The 17,548-nt window shown below is 58.7% G+C and carries 12 protein-coding genes and 1 tRNA gene; 9 read left to right on the plus strand and 4 right to left on the minus strand.

The window, feature by feature from the left end:
• Positions 1–13 precede the first annotated feature (13 nt).
• On the minus strand, positions 14–349 hold the full coding sequence (locus FAZ30_RS03755) for a YraN family protein (protein ID WP_124644473.1): 336 nt from the start codon (positions 347–349) through the stop codon (positions 14–16).
• Positions 350–354: 5 nt separating this feature from the next.
• Positions 355–1,443 carry a penicillin-binding protein activator gene (locus FAZ30_RS03760; RefSeq protein ID WP_246043400.1) on the minus strand — a complete coding sequence of 363 codons (1,089 nt, stop codon included), beginning with the start codon at positions 1,441–1,443 and terminating at the stop codon, positions 355–357.
• Between the two features lie 27 nt (positions 1,444–1,470).
• Between FAZ30_RS03760 and rsmI the strand changes: the two genes are divergently transcribed.
• The 7 genes from rsmI to FAZ30_RS03795 all read left to right on the plus strand — a co-directional run bounded on the left by rsmI (position 1,471) and on the right by FAZ30_RS03795 (position 10,632).
• A complete protein-coding gene (rsmI, locus tag FAZ30_RS03765) occupies positions 1,471–2,373 on the plus strand; it encodes a 16S rRNA (cytidine(1402)-2'-O)-methyltransferase (RefSeq protein ID WP_181835178.1) in 903 nt (300 codons plus the stop codon).
• Positions 2,374–2,418: 45 nt separating this feature from the next.
• Positions 2,419–2,503: transfer RNA gene (locus tag FAZ30_RS03770), tRNA-Leu, on the plus strand.
• A 221-nt stretch (positions 2,504–2,724) separates the two neighbouring features.
• Complete coding sequence (locus FAZ30_RS03775) at positions 2,725–4,278, plus strand: type I restriction-modification system subunit M (RefSeq protein ID WP_137008790.1); 1,554 nt, start codon at positions 2,725–2,727, stop codon at positions 4,276–4,278.
• Positions 4,275–5,504, plus strand: coding sequence for a restriction endonuclease subunit S (locus FAZ30_RS03780; protein ID WP_137008792.1), 1,230 nt, complete (start codon positions 4,275–4,277; stop codon positions 5,502–5,504). The genes FAZ30_RS03775 and FAZ30_RS03780 overlap by 4 nt, the downstream gene beginning before the upstream one ends.
• Before the next feature lie 11 nt (positions 5,505–5,515).
• Positions 5,516–6,562: a virulence RhuM family protein gene (locus FAZ30_RS03785; RefSeq protein WP_137008794.1), complete on the plus strand. Its 1,047-nt coding sequence runs from the start codon at positions 5,516–5,518 to the stop codon at positions 6,560–6,562.
• Positions 6,555–9,686 carry a type I restriction endonuclease subunit R gene (locus tag FAZ30_RS03790; protein WP_137008796.1) on the plus strand — a complete coding sequence of 1,044 codons (3,132 nt, stop codon included), beginning with the start codon at positions 6,555–6,557 and terminating at the stop codon, positions 9,684–9,686. Before FAZ30_RS03785 ends, FAZ30_RS03790 begins: the two co-directional genes overlap by 8 nt.
• A 265-nt stretch (positions 9,687–9,951) precedes the next feature.
• The gene (locus tag FAZ30_RS03795) at positions 9,952–10,632 is read left to right on the plus strand and encodes a M24 family metallopeptidase (RefSeq protein ID WP_137008798.1); all 681 of its coding nucleotides are present in this window, start codon (positions 9,952–9,954) and stop codon (positions 10,630–10,632) included.
• Positions 10,633–10,855: 223 nt separating this feature from the next.
• Here FAZ30_RS03795 and FAZ30_RS03800 read toward each other — a convergent pair whose 3' ends face one another.
• The gene (locus FAZ30_RS03800) at positions 10,856–13,087 is read right to left on the minus strand and encodes a TonB-dependent receptor (protein ID WP_137008800.1); all 2,232 of its coding nucleotides are present in this window, start codon (positions 13,085–13,087) and stop codon (positions 10,856–10,858) included.
• 237 nt (positions 13,088–13,324) lie between these two features.
• On the minus strand, positions 13,325–13,936 hold the full coding sequence (locus FAZ30_RS03805; protein ID WP_137008802.1) for a hypothetical protein: 612 nt from the start codon (positions 13,934–13,936) through the stop codon (positions 13,325–13,327).
• 103 nt (positions 13,937–14,039) lie between these two features.
• Here FAZ30_RS03805 and FAZ30_RS03810 point away from each other — a divergent pair, with 103 nt between their 5' ends.
• Together FAZ30_RS03810 and FAZ30_RS03815 are read left to right on the plus strand one after the other, a co-directional pair.
• On the plus strand, positions 14,040–14,375 hold the full coding sequence (locus tag FAZ30_RS03810; RefSeq protein WP_124644455.1) for a hypothetical protein: 336 nt from the start codon (positions 14,040–14,042) through the stop codon (positions 14,373–14,375).
• A 168-nt stretch (positions 14,376–14,543) separates the two neighbouring features.
• Positions 14,544–17,528, plus strand: coding sequence for a bifunctional diguanylate cyclase/phosphodiesterase (locus FAZ30_RS03815; RefSeq protein WP_137008804.1), 2,985 nt, complete (start codon positions 14,544–14,546; stop codon positions 17,526–17,528).
• The last annotated feature ends 20 nt before the right edge of the window (positions 17,529–17,548 follow it).

Raw genomic sequence — 17,548 nt, forward strand, 5'->3', positions numbered from 1 at the left:
CAACCGGGGGCTGCTATGCAAAAATGTTTTTCAGCCACTGTAGCGGCTGCTCGCCTTCACTCAGCACAGCATCAAAACGACAAGGTGCGTCTACTCCCCTATCGGACAGGTAGACTGCCGCCGCGTGCATGAGTTTCCTTTGTTTGGCTGCGGTAATGCTGTAAGCGGCACCGCCAAAGCGGGCGCTGGCACGATGGCGCACCTCCACGAATACCCAGCTGCGGCCATCACGCATGATCAGATCGATTTCGCCACCCCGGCACAGCCAATTGCGCTCTACCAGTTGCAGCCCCTGTCGCAACAGGAAGGACAAGGCCCGCTCTTCCGCCAGCCTGCCCTGCTCATTCATGAGATTTACTCGCCCTCACCAATCAGCGATACCGGCAACTGACGGTCGAACACACGGTCACGACCCAGTTTCAAATCACCGGTCACACCATCCAGCTTGATGCTGGCCGGATTACGGCTGGTCGCCAGCTGCATGGCCAGCCGATAGGCATCAATCCCCAGCGCGTACAGCCGCTCGGTTTGCAAGGTCAGCGTGCTGGCCGGCCGCGCATAACGCTTCACCGCCGGATGTTGCGGCATCAGGAACCAGGGCATGTCGATAAAACGGATACCGGCCAGTTGCCGGTCCGGCGTGCGGGTGCTGATCTGCGAAGTGGCATACACCGCCAGCTCGGGCAATAGCGCAGGCTTCAGCCGTGCCGCTTCGGCAGGTTCCACCGCCAGAAACACCGCATCCGCCTGCCCGGCCGCCACGGCCAGCTCAGACAGATTGTGGCTGTTATCTTCCATCTGCTGCGCGTCCTTGCCCGCCAGGCTGCGCCACTCATCGGCAAAAGCCTGCTTCAACCGGCTGGACAGCACTTCGCCATCGGCAATGATCAGCGGATTGGCGCGGCCATCTTCCCGCATCAGCCGGGCAATCTGCCGGGCTTCCACTTCTACATTCAAGGCCAGGGTAAACAGCTTGGGGCTAGTCGGTACATCGCGCCCCACTGCATTGAGCGCCAGCGTAGGCACGCTGACATAGGGAGCCACCGCAGCGATGCCGGTGCGCGACAGCGGACCGATCACCACATTCACCCCGCCCGCCACCGCCTCGCGATAACGCTGGGCCGCATTGTGTTCATCGGCATCAATCACCACCACCTCGGCCTGCGGATCGACATCATGCGCAGCCTCCACCCCGCTGCGCACCACGGCAGCAGCCTCGCCCAGCAGGCGGGATTCGGTGGGCAGCAACAGGCCGATTTTCACCCGCGATGCCATCTTGCCCGGGGCGGGCAAGGGCTTGGCCACCGGGGCCACGGCTGGCGCCGATGCCGGCGCAGTCTGCGCCCGAACCGCCGCACCAGCCGCGCTATGGAGCGGCGCGGCATTGAGTTGGATGATATAGTCCGGTGCCTGCGCCTGCGCAGCCGTCAACCATGTCATCATGACGCCAACCAACAGCGGAGCCAGTCTTTGCATACTTCGTTCGCTCACTTGCTTGAATCTGCACGGGAAAGTTTCTGTCGCGGCACATTATATGTGGTGGCCACCCCCATTGGAAACCTGGGAGATGTTACCGCGCGTGCGCTGACCGCCTTTGGCGTGGCCGATGTCGTGTGCGCCGAAGACACCCGCGTCACCGGCAGCCTGCTGACAGCATACGGCATTCACGCCAACAAACTGGTCAGCCTGCGCGAACACAACGAACGCAGCATGGCCGAACAAGTCATCCGCTGGCTGGCCGAAGGCCAGATCGTGGTGCAGGTATCCGATGCCGGCACCCCCGCCGTGTCCGACCCCGGTGCCCGGCTAGTGGAAGCCGTGCGCGCCGCCGGCCACCCGGTACGCCCCATTCCCGGCGTCTCCGCCGTCATTACCGCCCTGTCGGCCAGCGGCTTTACCAACAATGCCTTTCTGTTTCATGGCTTTTTGCCGCCGAAAAGCGGCGAACGCCGCCGCACCCTGCAGCAATGGCTCAGCGCCGACCACCTGGTGGTGTGCTACGAAGCCCCGCACCGTATCGTCGACACCCTGCAGGACATCGTGGCCGAACTGGGGCCGCAGCGCCGGCTGATGCTGGCACGCGAACTGACCAAAACCTTTGAAACCTTCCACAGCCTGCCCGCTGGCGAGCTACTGGAATGGGTAAAGGCCGACAGCAACCAGCAGCGCGGCGAAATCGTCCTCATCATCGACGCCGCCCCGCAGCCCGACAGCGACGAAGCCCTGCCGGAAGAAGCCGTGCGCATCATGAACATCCTCAGCGCCGAGCTGCCGATGAAACAGGCCTCCACCTTGGCCGCCCAGATCAGCGGAGCCAACCGCAAGCAACTGTATGACCATGCGCTGAAATTGAAAAAGGACGCCGCAGAGTGATTTACAAGGACAGGCAGATCAGATAGACTTGCCTCCTCTTGCGATGCCCGGGTGGCGAAATCGGTAGACGCAGGGGATTCAAAATCCCCCGCCGCAAGGTGTGTCGGTTCGAGTCCGACCCCGGGCACCATCGCAACATACAGAGAAGTTCAAGAAAGTCCATCAAACCCGCACAGCACAAGGCTCTGCGGGTTTTTTGTTGTCCTGAATAATCAGCCCGAAAATATCCGCCGCCGCTGGTTGCCACCCAAGGCAGGCAAGCGGCATATTAGGACCTTCCAATACCGTACGTCCCCGACCGAGATATTGCGGCAGCCGCATATAAAAGCATTGCAACAGGAATAAAACAGCATGACCAGCAGCCAACAACGCGCCGCCCTACAAAACCAGATCTGGAAAATTGCCAACGATGTACGCGGCGCGGTCGATGGCTGGGACTTCAAGCAATACGTACTGGGCAGCCTGTTCTACCGCTTTATCAGCGAAAACTTTGCCGACTATATCGAAGGCGGCGATGACAGCGTCTGTTATGCCGAGCTGTCAGACAGCATCGTCCCCCCAGAACTCAAGGAAGATGCGGTCAAGACTAAGGGCTATTTCATCAAACCCAGCCAGCTATTCATCAATGTCGCAAAGACGGCCAACAATAACGACAGCCTGAATACCGAACTGGCCAAGATTTTTTCGGATATAGAAGCATCCGCCAGCGGCTACCCCTCGGAACAAGACATCAAGGGCCTGTTTGCCGACTTCGACACCACCAGCAACCGGCTGGGCAATACGGTAAAAGACAAGAACAGCCGCCTGGCCGCTGTACTCAAAGGCGTGGCTGCGCTGGACTTTGGCGATTTCGACGCCAGCCACATCGACCTGTTTGGCGATGCCTACGAATTCCTGATTTCCAACTACGCCGCCAATGCCGGCAAATCCGGTGGCGAGTTTTTCACCCCGCAACATGTATCCAAGCTGATTGCCCAGCTGGCCATGCACAACCAGGCCCGCGTCAACAAGATTTACGACCCGGCCTGCGGCTCCGGCTCCTTGCTGCTGCAAGCCAAAAAGCATTTTGACGCCCACATTATTGAAGAAGGCTTTTTCGGCCAGGAAATCAACCACACCACCTACAACCTGGCGCGGATGAATATGTTCCTGCACAACGTCAACTACGCCAAATTCAACATCCAGTTGGGCGACACCCTGCTGGCCCCGCACTTTGGTGACGACAAGCCGTTTGACGCCATCGTCTCCAACCCGCCCTACTCGGTAAAGTGGATAGGCAGTGACGACCCCACGCTGATCAACGACGAACGCTTTGCCCCGGCCGGCGTGCTGGCCCCCAAATCCAAGGCCGACTTTGCCTTTGTGCTGCATGCGCTCAGCTACCTGTCGCCCAAGGGCCGCGCCGCCATTGTCTGCTTCCCCGGTATTTTCTACCGTGGTGGGGCCGAGCAGAAAATCCGCCAATACCTGGTGGACAACAACTATGTGGAAACAGTGATTGCGCTGGCGCCCAATCTGTTTTACGGCACCACCATTGCGGTGAATATCCTGGTACTGTCCAAGCGCAAGCTGAACACCGACATCCAGTTCATCGACGCCAGCGGGCTGTTCAAGAAAGAAAGTAATACCAATACCCTGACCGATGCCCACATTAAGGACATCATGGCGGTGTTCGACAGCAAGGCAAACATTGATCACTTTGCCCAAACCCTGCCGCAGGAAAAAATCGCCGCCAACGACTACAACCTGTCGGTCAGCAGCTATGTGGAAGCCGAAGACACCCGCGAGGTAATCAATATTGCCGCGCTCAATGCCGAACTGAAAACCACCGTCACCCGGATCGACCAGCTGCGCAGCGAGATTGATGCCATCGTGGCCGAGATTGAAGGCGGGGAGCAGCTATGAGCCGCGTGAATTTTTTGGACAAGCTGCTGGATGGGGTGGAGGTAGAGTGGAGGGCGCTGGGTGAAGTGGTCAACATGCGGGCTGGTCAACATATTTCGGCCAGCCACATCATGGAAGAAGCCAGTCCGGAATACCCATATCCATGTTTTGGGGGAAATGGAATTCGAGGGTTTGTTGCAAAGAATAACCATGATGGGAAGCATTTACTGATTGGACGGCAGGGCGCATTGTGTGGAAATGTTCAGCGTACGAGCGGAGCATTTTATGCAACAGAGCATGCAGTAGTTGTTACCCCAACTAATGGCATCAATATTGACTGGGCATTCCACTTGCTGACGCTTATGAATCTGAATCAGTATGCGTCACAGTCTGCACAACCCGGATTGGCTGTCGGCAAAATTGAGAGTTTAAAAATACCGATCCCCAGCCCGGAAAACCTTGGAAAATCACTGGCAATCCAGGCTGAAATAGCCCGCATTCTGGACGCATTCACCTCCCTTACAGCCGAACTTACAGCCGAACTTACAGCCGAACTTAACACTCGCAAGAAGCAATATAATTATTACCGCGACCAATTATTTAGCTTTGAAAATACCGAAGTGGAATGGCGGCCACTCCGTGATGTTGGTGAATTTATTCGTGGCAAACGCTTTACCAAAGCCGATTATGCCGAAGATGGCATTCCGGTCATCCACTACGGCGAGATCTATACTCGCTATGGTGTTTTTACCGAGCAGGCACTATCTCAAGTCAAAGAAGATATGGCGGATTCTCTACGCTATGCAGAATCGGGCGATGTTGTCCTGACGGACGTTGGTGAAACGGTTGAGGATGTAGGTAAAGCCGTGGCGTGGCTCGGGACTGAAAAGGTGGCCATTCATGATCACTGCTACGCCTTCCGGCATACCATGAATCCAAAGTTCGTGTCTTACTGCATGCAGACACCGAAGTTTATTGCCGAAAAAGCAAAGTATGTCGCCCGAACCAAGGTGAATACTTTGTTGATCAATGGTTTTTCCAAAATTGCTATTCCTGTCCCCTATCCGAACGACCCTGAGAAATCACTGGCCGAACAAGCCCGCATCGTCGCCATCCTCGACAAGTTCGACGCACTGACCCACTCCATCACCAAAGGCTTGCCGCGTGAGATTGCCCTGCGCCAGCAACAGTATGAGTATTACCGCGACCTGTTGTTGAGCTTCCCCCACGCCAAACCTCAGCCATAAGGAGTGCCGCCATGCCTCAGCCCTCGCTCAGTCTGCGTGATCAACGTTCGGAGTTTCTGCTGTACACCGGCCCCAACGGGGCGATCAAGGTGGAAGTGCTGCTGGGCAATGAAACCATCTGGCTGACGCAGGAGCGCATGGCGGCCTTGTTTGGCGTGCAGCGTCCGGCCATCACCAAGCACCTGAAAAACATCTTTGACAGCCAGGAGCTGGATGAGCAACTGGTATGTTCCATTTTGGAACATACCACTGAGCACGGCGCGGTGGCGGGCCGGACCCAGACCCAGCAGGTGAAGTACTACAACCTCGATGCCATCATTTCCGTGGGCTACCGGGTGAACTCGGCGCAGGCCACCCAGTTCCGCATCTGGGCCACCCAGCTGATCAAGGAATACATCATCAAGGGCTTTGCCATGGATGATGAGCGGCTGAAAAATGGCCGCTATTTTGGCAAGGACTACTTCCGCGAACTGCTGGAACGGGTGCGCTCCATCCGTGCCAGCGAGCGGCGCATCTATCAGCAGATTACCGATATTTTTGCCGAATGCAGCATAGACTACGACCCGAAGTCGGAAACCACGCGCTTGTTTTACGCCCATGTGCAGGACAAATTCCATTTTGCCATTACCGGCCATACCGCAGCAGAAACCATTGCCTTGCACGCCGATGCCAGCAAGCCCTTGATGGGCATGAGCACTTATAAAAACGCACCGGACGGACGTGTGCTGAAGTCCGATACGGTAGTCGCCAAGAATTACCTCAAGGAAACCGAAATCAAGCAGCTGGAGCGGGCAGTTTCGGCATTTTTTGATTATATCGAAGGCATTATCGAGCGGCGCAGCAGTTTTACTATGGCCAGCTTTGCCGAAAGCGTGGACAAGTTTTTGAATTTTAATGAGTACCGAATACTGGAAGGGCATGGCTCGGTTTCACGCCAGCAGGCGGAACAAAAAGCCCATGCCGAATATGACAAGTTTAACAAGCAGCAGCGTATTGAGTCGGATTTTGATCGGGCAGTAAAACAAATATTGAAAAAAAAGAGCACGAGTAATGAATGAATATAAGACCATTGCCGAATCCAACCATTTTATTGTGCTGGAAAAATACAGCCCGGAGTGGAAGGCCGCCGAAAGCTACCAGAGTGAAAACGATCTGGAACGCGAGCTGGTGCAGGATTTGCAAAACCAGGGGTATGAATACCTGCCCGGCCTGAATAGCCCGGACGCCCTGCTGGCCAATGTACGCGTGCAGCTGCAAGAGCTGAATAAAGTGGTATTTGCCGACGGCGAATGGTTGCGCTTTGTCGAAAGCTGGCTGGACAAGCCCAGTGACGGCATTGTCGAGAAAACCCGCAAGATACACGACGATTATATTCACGATTTTGTGTTTGACGACGGGCGTATCCAGAACATCTATCTGTTGGACAAGAAGAATATCGCCCGCAACAAGGTGCAGGTGATCAAGCAGTTTGAACAAAGCGGCAGCCATGCCAACCGCTATGACGTAACCATTCTGGTGAACGGCCTGCCGCTGGTGCAGGTGGAATTGAAAAAGCGCGGGGTGGCGATCCGCGAGGCTTTCAACCAGGTTCACCGCTACAGCAAGGAAAGCTTTAACAGCACGCACTCCTTGTTCAAGTATTTGCAGTTGTTTGTGATTTCCAACGGCACCGACAGCCGCTACTTTGCCAACACCACGCAGCGCAACAAGAACAGCTTCGACTTCACCATGAACTGGGCGCAGGCGGATAACAACCTGATCCGCGACCTGAAAGACTTCACCGCCACCTTTTTCCAGAAGCACACGCTGCTGAATGTACTGCTGCATTATTCGGTATTTGATGTCAGCAATACGCTGCTGGTGATGCGCCCCTACCAGATTGCCGCCACCGAGCGCATTTTGTGGAAGATCAACAGCAGCCATCAGGCCAAGAACTGGAGCAAAACCGAAAGCGGTGGCTATATCTGGCACACCACCGGCAGCGGCAAGACGCTAACCAGCTTCAAGGCAGCCCGACTGGCCACCGAGTTGGATTTCATCGACAAGGTGTTCTTCGTGGTGGACCGCAAGGATCTGGACTACCAGACCATGAAGGAATACCAGCGCTTTTCGCCGGACAGCGTGAATGGCTCTGACTCTACATCCGGCCTGAAGCGCAATCTGGAGAAGGACGACAACAAGATCGTCGTCACCACCATCCAGAAGCTCAACAATCTGATGAAAAACGAGGTGGACTTGCCCATTTACGGCAAGCAAGTGGTGTTCATCTTCGATGAGTGCCACCGCAGCCAGTTTGGTGAAGCGCAGAAGAATCTGAAGAAGAAGTTCAAGAAGTTCTGCCAGTTTGGTTTTACCGGCACGCCGATTTTTGGTGACGATATCGTCGATGGCAAACTGATTCGCAAAGGCAATGCACTGGGTGCAGAAACCACGGCCAGCGTGTTTAGCCGCGAGCTGCATTCCTATGTAATTACCGATGCCATCCGCGACGAGAAGGTGCTGAAGTTCAAGGTGGATTACAACGATGTGCGCCCTCGCTTCAAAGCCATCGAATCCGAGCAGGACGAGAAAAAGCTGAGCGCAGCAGAGAACAAGCAAGCCCTGCTGCACCCGGACCGTATCCATGAAATTACCCAGTACATCCTGAACAACTTCCGCCAGAAAACCCACCGCCTGCACACTGGCAACAAGAGCTTTAATGCCATGTTTGCCGTCAGCAGCGTGGATGCGGCCAAGCTGTATTACGAGAGCTTCCAGGCCTTGCAAAAAGACAGCGCCAAGCCCTTGAAGGTGGCCACCATTTTCTCCTTTGCCGCCAACGAGGAGCAGGACGCGGTTGGCGAGATACAGGACGAGAGCTTTGATGTATCGGCCATGAACAGCAGCGCCAAGGAGTTTCTGAGCGCGGCGATTGCCGACTATAACGCGCTGTTCAAGACCAACTTCAGCGTGGACAGCAAGGGCTTCCAGAACTATTACCGCGACCTGGCCAAGCAGGTGAAAGCTAAGGAAATCGACCTGCTGATTGTGGTGGGCATGTTCCTGACCGGCTTTGATGCGCCCACGCTCAACACCCTGTTTGTTGACAAGAACCTGCGTTTCCACGGGCTGATGCAGGCTTATTCGCGCACCAACCGCATTTTTGACGCCACCAAAACCTTCGGCAATATCGTCACTTTCCGCGATCTGGAACAGGCCACCATTGACGCCATTACTCTGTTTGGCGACAAGAACACCAAGAACGTGGTGCTGGAAAAAAGCTACCAGGAATATATGGAAGGCTTTACCGACATCGCCAGCGGCGAAGCGCGGCGCGGTTTCATCGAGGTGGTGCAGGAGCTGGAAGCCCGTTTCCCCAACCCGGCAGCCATTGAAAAAGAGGCGGACAAAAAAGCCTTTGCCAAGCTGTTTGGTGAATATTTGCGGCTGGAGAATGTGCTGCAAAACTATGACGAGTTCGCCAGCCTGAAAGCCCTGCAAAGCGTCGACATGAACGACCCGGCAGCAGTGGAAGCATTCAAGGCCAGCCACTATCTGAGCGATGAAGACTTGAGCGCGCTGCAAGCCATCACGCTGCCGGCGGAGCGGAAGGTGCAGGACTACCGCTCCACCTACAACGATGTGCGCGACTGGCTGCGCCGTGAGAAAGCTGGCACGGAGAAGGAAAAATCCACCCTAGACTGGGATGACGTGGTGTTTGAGGTGGACCTGCTGAAGTCACTGGAAATCAACCTGGACTACATCCTGGAACTGATTTTCGAGCATAACAAGCAGCTCAAGAGCAAGGTGGCACTGGTAGAGGAAGTGCGGCGGGTGATTCGCGCCAGCCTGGGCAACCGGGCCAAGGAAAGCCTGCTGGTGGACTTCATCAATCAGACCGATCTGGACCAGATTGGCGACAAGGCCAGCGTGATCGACGCCTTCTTTACCTTTGCCCAAGCAGAGCAGCAGCGCGAGGCCGAGGCATTGATCAGCGACGAGAACCTGAACGCCGAGGCGGCAAAGCGCTATATCAGCACCTCGTTAAAACGCGAATTTGCCAGTGAGAATGGCACCGAGCTGAACGCTGTACTGCCCAAGATGAGCCCGCTCAACCCGCAGTATCTGAGCAAAAAACAGGGCGTATTCCAGAAAATCGCCGCTTTTGTCGAAAAATTTAAAGGTGTGGGTGGGCAGCTTTGATCAAGATATTCTTGTCAGCCCTCTGTACTCTGCCGCTTGATGGGCGTGCGGAAGCCTTCGGATAGCGCTTGAGCACGACATCTATCTTCTACCAGCCGCAGCCGGCCTCTACGCTCCGGCCACTGGCTGCTTAAGCCTGCGCGCTATTACTAAGCCGCCAAGCACCTCATGCCGTAACGCCGGTTTTTGTTCATGACCCTTGCGCTCGGCAGTGGCATGGATATGATGAATTCATTTTTCAGCCACCACCCTTGGAGGGATTCCCATGTCGGATGCCCTGGCCCAGCAGGAAGCTGTCGGTTCCGGTTTTTCCCTTGCCAAAATGCGCTATGCGCGTGACAAGACTTTCGAGGCGGTGCGGCTGATTGCGGCGCAGATTCGGCCCGGCATGGACGAGCAGCAGGCCAAGGACCTGGCGCGGGCGACGCTGGCGCGCATGGGGATGGAGCGGATCTGGCATGGCATCGTCATCCGCTTTGGTCATTCGACGCTGAAAACCTTCAAGCAGAAGATCGACCCCGACAATGTGCTGGGTGAGCACGATATTTTCTTTATCGACCTGGGTGTGGTGTGGGATGGTCACGAGGGCGATGCCGGCGATACCTTTGTGGTGGGGCAGGATGGCGACATGCATGCCTGCGCGGCGGCGGCCCGTACGCTGTGGCAGCTGGTCAGCGAAAAATGGCAGCAGGATGGCTGCGCCGGCAGCGCGCTGTACGACTATGCGGCCGAGCAGGCCGCCGCCATGGGCTGGAAGCTGAATCTGGATATCAAGGGGCACCGGGTTTGCGATTTTCCGCATGCCATTTACCAGGCCGGTTCGCTGGGCGATTTTGCGGCCTGCCCGGACACCGGTTTGTGGATTCTGGAAATCCAGATCCGCCATCCCGCGCTGCCTTATGGTGCGTTTTATGAAGACCTGCTGCTGCGCAATGCTGGGCGCTGAACCATAAGCGACAGCAGCCAGGCTTATTTAGCTGCTGTTTTCCTACGGCACTTTGCCACGGCCCACAGTCGCGCAGGCCACGTTTGACAGCTGACTGGCAGTGCCAAGCCGTTGCCGGGTTTCCGGCTAAGCAGGCTGGAAATCACTGACCCGCAGGATTGGCCACCAGCGGCCAGCCCCGCCACTCCATCATGTCGCAGGGCAGCCTGCCGCCGGTATGCACTCAGAACTGGTAATTAAGCGCGGTATATAGCGAGCGGGCAGCGCCCGGTACGCCAGTTCCCCATGCGCCCAGCCCGCTGGGGTTCTTCGCCATGGTCCGGCCCTGGCCGGTATAGGCTCCGCCCAGCGGCTGTACGTAGTAGCGATTGAACACATTGTCCACGCCCACATCCACGCTGAACTGTTTCCACTCATAGCGGCTGCGCAGGTTGAACAGGCTGTAACCCGGCGTTTTGATCTCGTTGCGCACGGCGGAGACATCAGTTTTGGCGCGCACCAGCTGCAGCTCGGCGGTATTGCTCCACTTGCCCAGGGTGTGCACCAGCGCCAGCTTGGCATTGAGCGGCATGATGTTGTAGAGATTGTCGCCGGTGCTCAGGTTTTCGCCACGGGTGTAGCTGAGCTGGGCGGTGGCATCGACACGGCCGTATTGCGCGCCATTGGCCAGCCGCAGCTTGCCGCTGACATCCATCCCGTATAGCTGGGCGTTCTGGTTGACGTATTGCAGGGTGACATAGCTGTTGGTGCTGCTCAGGTTGCTGCTGCCACCACACAGGCTGCTGCCGCAACGCTGGGCATCGATGTAGTTTTGCACATAGCTGTAGTAGGGGCTGATTTTCAGGCCCCAGGCGCTGCCGTCGGCGGCGTGCCAGTCGGCGCTGCTGCTGAGGGTGTGTGCCACTTCCGGCTTCAGGTTGGGATTGCCGAAGTAGCCGTTACCGTCACCAACAAAGTTGTTCATGATGGCGGCCATGCCCATGCTGGACCAGGTATAGCGCTCGTACAGATTGGGCGAGCGGGTTTTCTGGGCATAGGCCAGCTCGTACTGCTGCCCGGCCGACGGGGTGTAGCGTGCCAGGGCGGACAGGTCGAGATTGTGGTCAGTCTGCTGATGGTTCAGCGCATTGAAGGCGGCGGCATCGGTGGCATAGGCGGCCATGCTGTTATAGCCCGCCACATTGCCGGCATTGCTCTTTACCTGGGCAGCGCGCAGGCCGAGGATGCTGCGCCATTGCGGGGTCCAGTCGGCCTGCCATTCGGCAAACACATCCAGCCGGTCGCGGCTGCCGTCCTGGATATTCCAGAAGGTATTGGGACTCATCATGCCCATGCCGCTGCCCGCGGCTGGCCACCAGTCGTTGAGGCCGTAGCGCTGGAATTCAGCCCCCAGCTTCAGCTGGTCACGCTGGTTCAATGGCAGATCGAGCACCAGCGCACCGCCCAGTGTGTGGCTGGCGGTGTCCATCGGCATGCCGCCATAGCTGCCATAGACGGTTTGCTTGTCATCGCCAAAGTCCATGCTGTGCCGCACATACTGGTCGTACAGCCGCGCATCCAGCTCACCCCAGCCAAACTGGCCGTTGTAGTGCAGATTAAACTGGCTGCTGCTGTTGTCGGTCATGTCCATGCGCTGGTTGGCAAAGCCTTCGTACGGGGTGTTTTGCACGCCTACCTTGGCTTCCAGCAGCTGGTAGCTATCGCGCCAGGCCACGCTGACTTCGTGGTTCTGGGTGTGGTAGGCGCTGGAGCCTACCGTGTCGCCATCCAGCCAGGCGCGGCCAGTGGAGGCTCCGGCACTCTTGAAGGCGGCAGCGGCATCGTAATTGCCGGAGCGGGCGGTGGAGCCGCTGTAGTTGATGCTGACATGGTCATTGGCCAGCGTGGCAGACAGGTTCGCGCCGCTGGCATCGCCATTGCTGCGGTAATAAGCGCCCATCTGGCCGGTCAGCAGGGTTTGTCCGATTTCGGCAAAGCGCGGGGCGGCGGCCTTGGCCACGATCACGCCGCCAATATTGTCGCCACCGGCGCTGACCGGGGCGCTGCCGTTATACACCTGCACGCTGTCCACCTTGCTGGCATCGATATAGGACAGCGGCGAGTTCATGTGATTGGGGCAGGAAGAAACCAGGCTGATGCCATCGGTCTTGGTCAGCAGGCGGTCATCGGCCAGACCGCGCAATACCGGCAGGCTGGAGAAACCGCCCGCGCCATGCAGGCTGAGGCCGGGAATGTCCTGCAACAGCTGGGCGCTGTCGCTGCTGCGGGCTTTCTGGGCGGACAGTTGGGCCGCGTCCAGCTTGCTGCCGTCGGCCAGACTGTCCGGGCGCGTGCCGTGAACCACCACCTCCGGCATGCTTTGCAGCGCATTATTGTCTTCTGCCAGCGCGCTGTGACACAGCGCGGACAAGGCCAGGGCCACTGCCAGCACGGCAGGCTTCTGATGGTATTGCATGATGTTTCCCAAGTGAGCAACGGAATGGAATGCGGGCCAGGTCAAAGGCGCAGCTTGCCTGCCATCTTGTTGGCAAGCCCATTTCGGCTGGTGGGGAACACAAAACAGGCTTGCTAGCGCTGCGGGCCAACTGTTATTGGCTCAGCAGCCGGGGCGAGAGTAGCAATTTGCCACCCGCTTGGGATGTGACCAATTGCCGCAGGGGGGACGTGCTGACGGTGGAGTGGGCAGCCCGGCTCAGGGCGCTGGCGAAGCAAATGGCCGCAACACACCGCCTTCCAGTTGCAGGACAGGCCGCCAGGGGCCGCCGCTTGGCCCGATATTGATCAGGGTCTTGCCACCCTGATAGCTCAGCGAAGTGGTGCATTGCCGCAGATTGGCCGATTCCTGTGCCGATGCCGCCGGCCAGGCGGCAATTTGCTGGTAAGCCCCGTCGGCCGACAGTGTGTAGTATTGCTGCTCGGTACAGTTTTCCTGCTGCGGCGGACAGCCGTGCAGGCTGAACAGCAGCCTGCCATCAGGCAGGATGCGCGGGCGCATCTGATAGCGATCCGACTGCCGCCAGCGCGTGGGGGCTTCCAGGCTCAGCAACTTGCTCAGTTGGCCGCTCGCTGGCCGGAACAGGTAGAAGTCAGCCCGGTTAGCCGTCATGCGGGATACGCCTTGCCCCCAGCCGCCCAGCGCATCCCAGACCGAATGGCTCTGCGTGTGCTGCGTCAGCGCTACGGCCACCCGTTCGCACGCCGGGCCGGCACTATCCGCCACACTGAATGACGACGCGGCAGCACCCACCGGCTCTGCCCATGAGCAGCCCGATAGCAATAGCAACAACAGCGGCAGACAGCGCATCGACCTACTCCACGTAGACAGCCCGGCGGGCCGGCGGCGCTGGCTGGCCGGGCCTGAAAGGACAAATTACACTGTCTGGCGAACAAACAACAGCAGGCACGCCATGACCGAACAAGTACCAGACATGAACCAGGATATTCGTGATTTCCGCCAGCCCATGGTGACCTCTCTCGGCATCATTCTCGGTTTCCTGCTTGGCTTTCTTGGCCAGTGGGCGATCAAGGACAATGGCGAATCGGCCATCCAGGGCCGGGCCGACTGGGTGGTGGTGCTCACGCTGATGGCCGCCATCAGCATGATGCTGCTGGTGCTGTACCGGCTGCTGAACAACCGCTATCCGCTGCAGCGGGCCGGTCACTACTATCAGCACACCTTCCAGCTCTATATGTTGTCCATCGTGGTGGCCTTCAGCGGGGTCGTGGCCGCGCTATTCGTGTAAACCGCCTGATACGGCGCAAAAGAGTGTGAGATGACTTGCGATTGGCATGACAAGTCAGGAAATTGCTCAGTACACTAGCGGGTCTATGTGCAGGCTGCCTGCCATGGCCTGGCAGCGCAACGGTCCGGTTGCTGCGCTGCCGTTTTCCACTCATCTGCACTGGCTACCGTGAACAAAATCTGGCGCTCCTGGCTGATCAGCCTGCTGGTCGCCCTGCTTGCCTGCCTTGTCGGCATGAGCGTGGTGTATTTCACTGCGCGACAAGACGAAAACGTCGCCCGCTCCCAGGCGCTGGCCGACGCCAGCGACCGTGGCAATGCGGTACGGGTTGCCATGGACCGCGCCCTGTCCTCCACCTATGCTCTGGCCGCCATGGTGCGGCAGGGCCGTGGCCAGCTGGACGATTTTGACACCTTCGCCCGCCCGCTCATCATTTACTACCCCGGCGTGATGTCGCTGCAACTGGCACCCGCCGGCGTGGTGCAGCAGATTTATCCGCTCAAGGGCAATGAAAAGGCCATCGGTCACAATCTGCTGGCCGATCCGGCGCGCAACAAGGAAGCCTTCATGGCGCGCGATACCGGCCAGATGACCCTGGCCGGCCCTTTCCCGCTGCTACAGGGCGGTATCGGTGCCGTTGGCCGCCTGCCCATCTTCATTGGCCGCGACAACAGCGGTAAGCCGCGCTTCTGGGGCTTTGCCATCGCGCTGGTACGCTTTCCCGATGTACTGCATGGTGCCGGGCTGGACTGGCTGCCGCAGCGCGGCTATCAATACCGCCTGTGGCGGCTGCATCCGGACACCAGGCAGGTGCAGATCATTGCCGGCGCAGACAGCGGGAGCAAGGCGCTGGGCGACCCGGTGCACTACTACATCAACATGCCGAATGGGGTATGGACGCTGGATGTGCAGCCGCAGGGTGGCTGGCGCGATCAGCACCGCATCGTCATCAACAGCGCGCTGGTGCTGGTCATCAGCTTTCTCTTGGGCTGGCTGGCCTGGCAGATGCTGGAGCTGCGTCGCCACCGCGCCGAGCTGGCCCTGCTGGTAGCGCTGCGCACCCGCGCGCTGGCACAGGAAACCTCGGATCGTCAGGCCGCCGAACACGCCGCGCTGGCAGAAACCATGCGTCAGGCCGCCCTGTTGCAGACAGCAGCGGACGGCATCCACATCCTGGATGAGCACGGCCAGCTCACCGAATTCAGCGACTCTTTCGCCAGCATGCTGGGTTATGCGCCAGATGAAATGCGCCAGCGCCAGTGGCAACTTTCCGACTGGAATGACGCCGTGCCATCGGGCTTGCTCGAACAGCTGCTGCAAGACGAGAGCGGACAGGGCTATCGCTTCGAAACCCGCCACCGCTGCAAAGATGGCAGCCAGATCGAGGTGGAGGTCAATGCCAAGGCGATGGATATCGGCGGCCGGCGCTATCTGTATGCGTCTTCGCGCGACATCTCCGAACGCAAGCATGCCGAGCAGCTGCTGCGCATCGCCGCCACCGCCTTCGAAGCACAAGAAGGCATGGTGGTCACCGACTGCCATACCGTCATCCTGCGGGTGAACAGCGCCTTCAGCAAAATCACCGGCTATCCGGCTGAAGATGTAGTGGGCCGCAAGATCAGCATTCTGCAATCCGGCCGGCACGACGCGGCCTTCTACCGCCGCCTGTGGCTCAGCCTGCGCGAACAAGGCGTTTGGCAGGGGGAAATCTGGAACCGCCGCAAGAACGGCGAAATCTACCCGGAATGGCTGAGCATCAGCGCGGTGCTGGGTGACAATGGCGAGGTCAGCCATTACGTCGGCACCATGAGCGACATCACCCAACGCAAGGCCGCCGAAGACAAGATCAAGCGGCTGGCCTTTTACGACCCGCTCACCCAGCTGCCCAACCGCCGCCTGCTGCTGGACCGGCTGCAGGTCGCGCTGGACAACAGCGCGCGCAACCAGCAAACCGGCGCCCTGCTGTTTATCGACCTGGACAACTTCAAGACCCTCAACGACACCCTGGGCCACGATATGGGCGACCGCCTGCTGCAGGAAGTCGCCGTGCGCCTGAATGACTGCCTGCGCAGCGGCGACACCGTGGCGCGGCTGGGTGGCGATGAATTCGTGGTCATGCTGGAAAGACTCAGCCCGCAGCAGCAACAGGCCGCGCAACAAACCCGCGAGCTGGGCCAGCGCATCCTCGACTCGCTCGCCCGCCCCTACCCCATGCTGGAAGGCACCCACCACAATACCTGCAGCCTGGGTGCGGTACTGTTCTTCGGCAATACCACCACGGTGGAAGAACTGCTGAAACGGGCCGATCTGGCCATGTACCAGGCCAAGGGTGCCGGGCGCAATACGCTGCGCTTTTTTGATCCGGAAATGCAGCAGGCCGTCACCGCCCGCGCCGAGCTGGAAGCCGACCTGCGCCGTGGCCTGCAACAGCAGGAGTTCCAGCTGTTCTATCAACCACAGGTAGACGCCGACGGCCGCATTACCGGTGCCGAAGCCTTACTGCGCTGGCAGCGGCCGGAATACGGGCTGGTGACACCGGCCAGCTTTATCCCGCTGGCCGAAGAATCCGGCCTGATCGTGCCGCTGGGCGAATGGGTCTTGCACACTGCCTGTCGCCAGCTGGCGGCATGGGCGGCAGATTCGGCCACCGCCCAGCTGGAACTCTCAGTCAATGTCAGTGCCCGCCAGTTCCATCAGCCCGGCTTCGTGGCCATGGTCAGGATGGCCCTGCAGCAAAGCGGCGCACCGGCGCGTCAACTAAAGCTGGAGCTGACCGAAAGCCTGCTGCTGCAGGATGTGGACGACACCGTGCGCAAGATGCAGGCACTGAAACAGGATGGCGTGGGCTTCTCGCTGGATGACTTTGGCACTGGCTATTCCTCGCTGTCCTACATCAAGCGCCTGCCGCTGGACCAACTGAAAATCGACCAGTCTTTCGTGCGCGACATCGACAGCAATGTCAACGATGTGTCCATCATCCGCACCATTGTCGCCCTGGCCGGCAGCATGCAATTGCAAGTGATTGCCGAGGGGGTGGAAACCGCCAGCCAGCGCCAGTTCCTGCTGCAACAGCACTGCCGCGCCTTCCAGGGTTATCTGTTCGGCAAGCCGATGTCGATTGGCCATTTCATGCGACTGCTGGCCAGTCGCTGACAGCGGCTAATTACACAATG

The organism is Aquitalea aquatilis, assembly GCF_005155025.1.
GTDB classification, from domain to species: Bacteria; Pseudomonadota; Gammaproteobacteria; order Burkholderiales; family Chromobacteriaceae; genus Aquitalea; species Aquitalea aquatilis.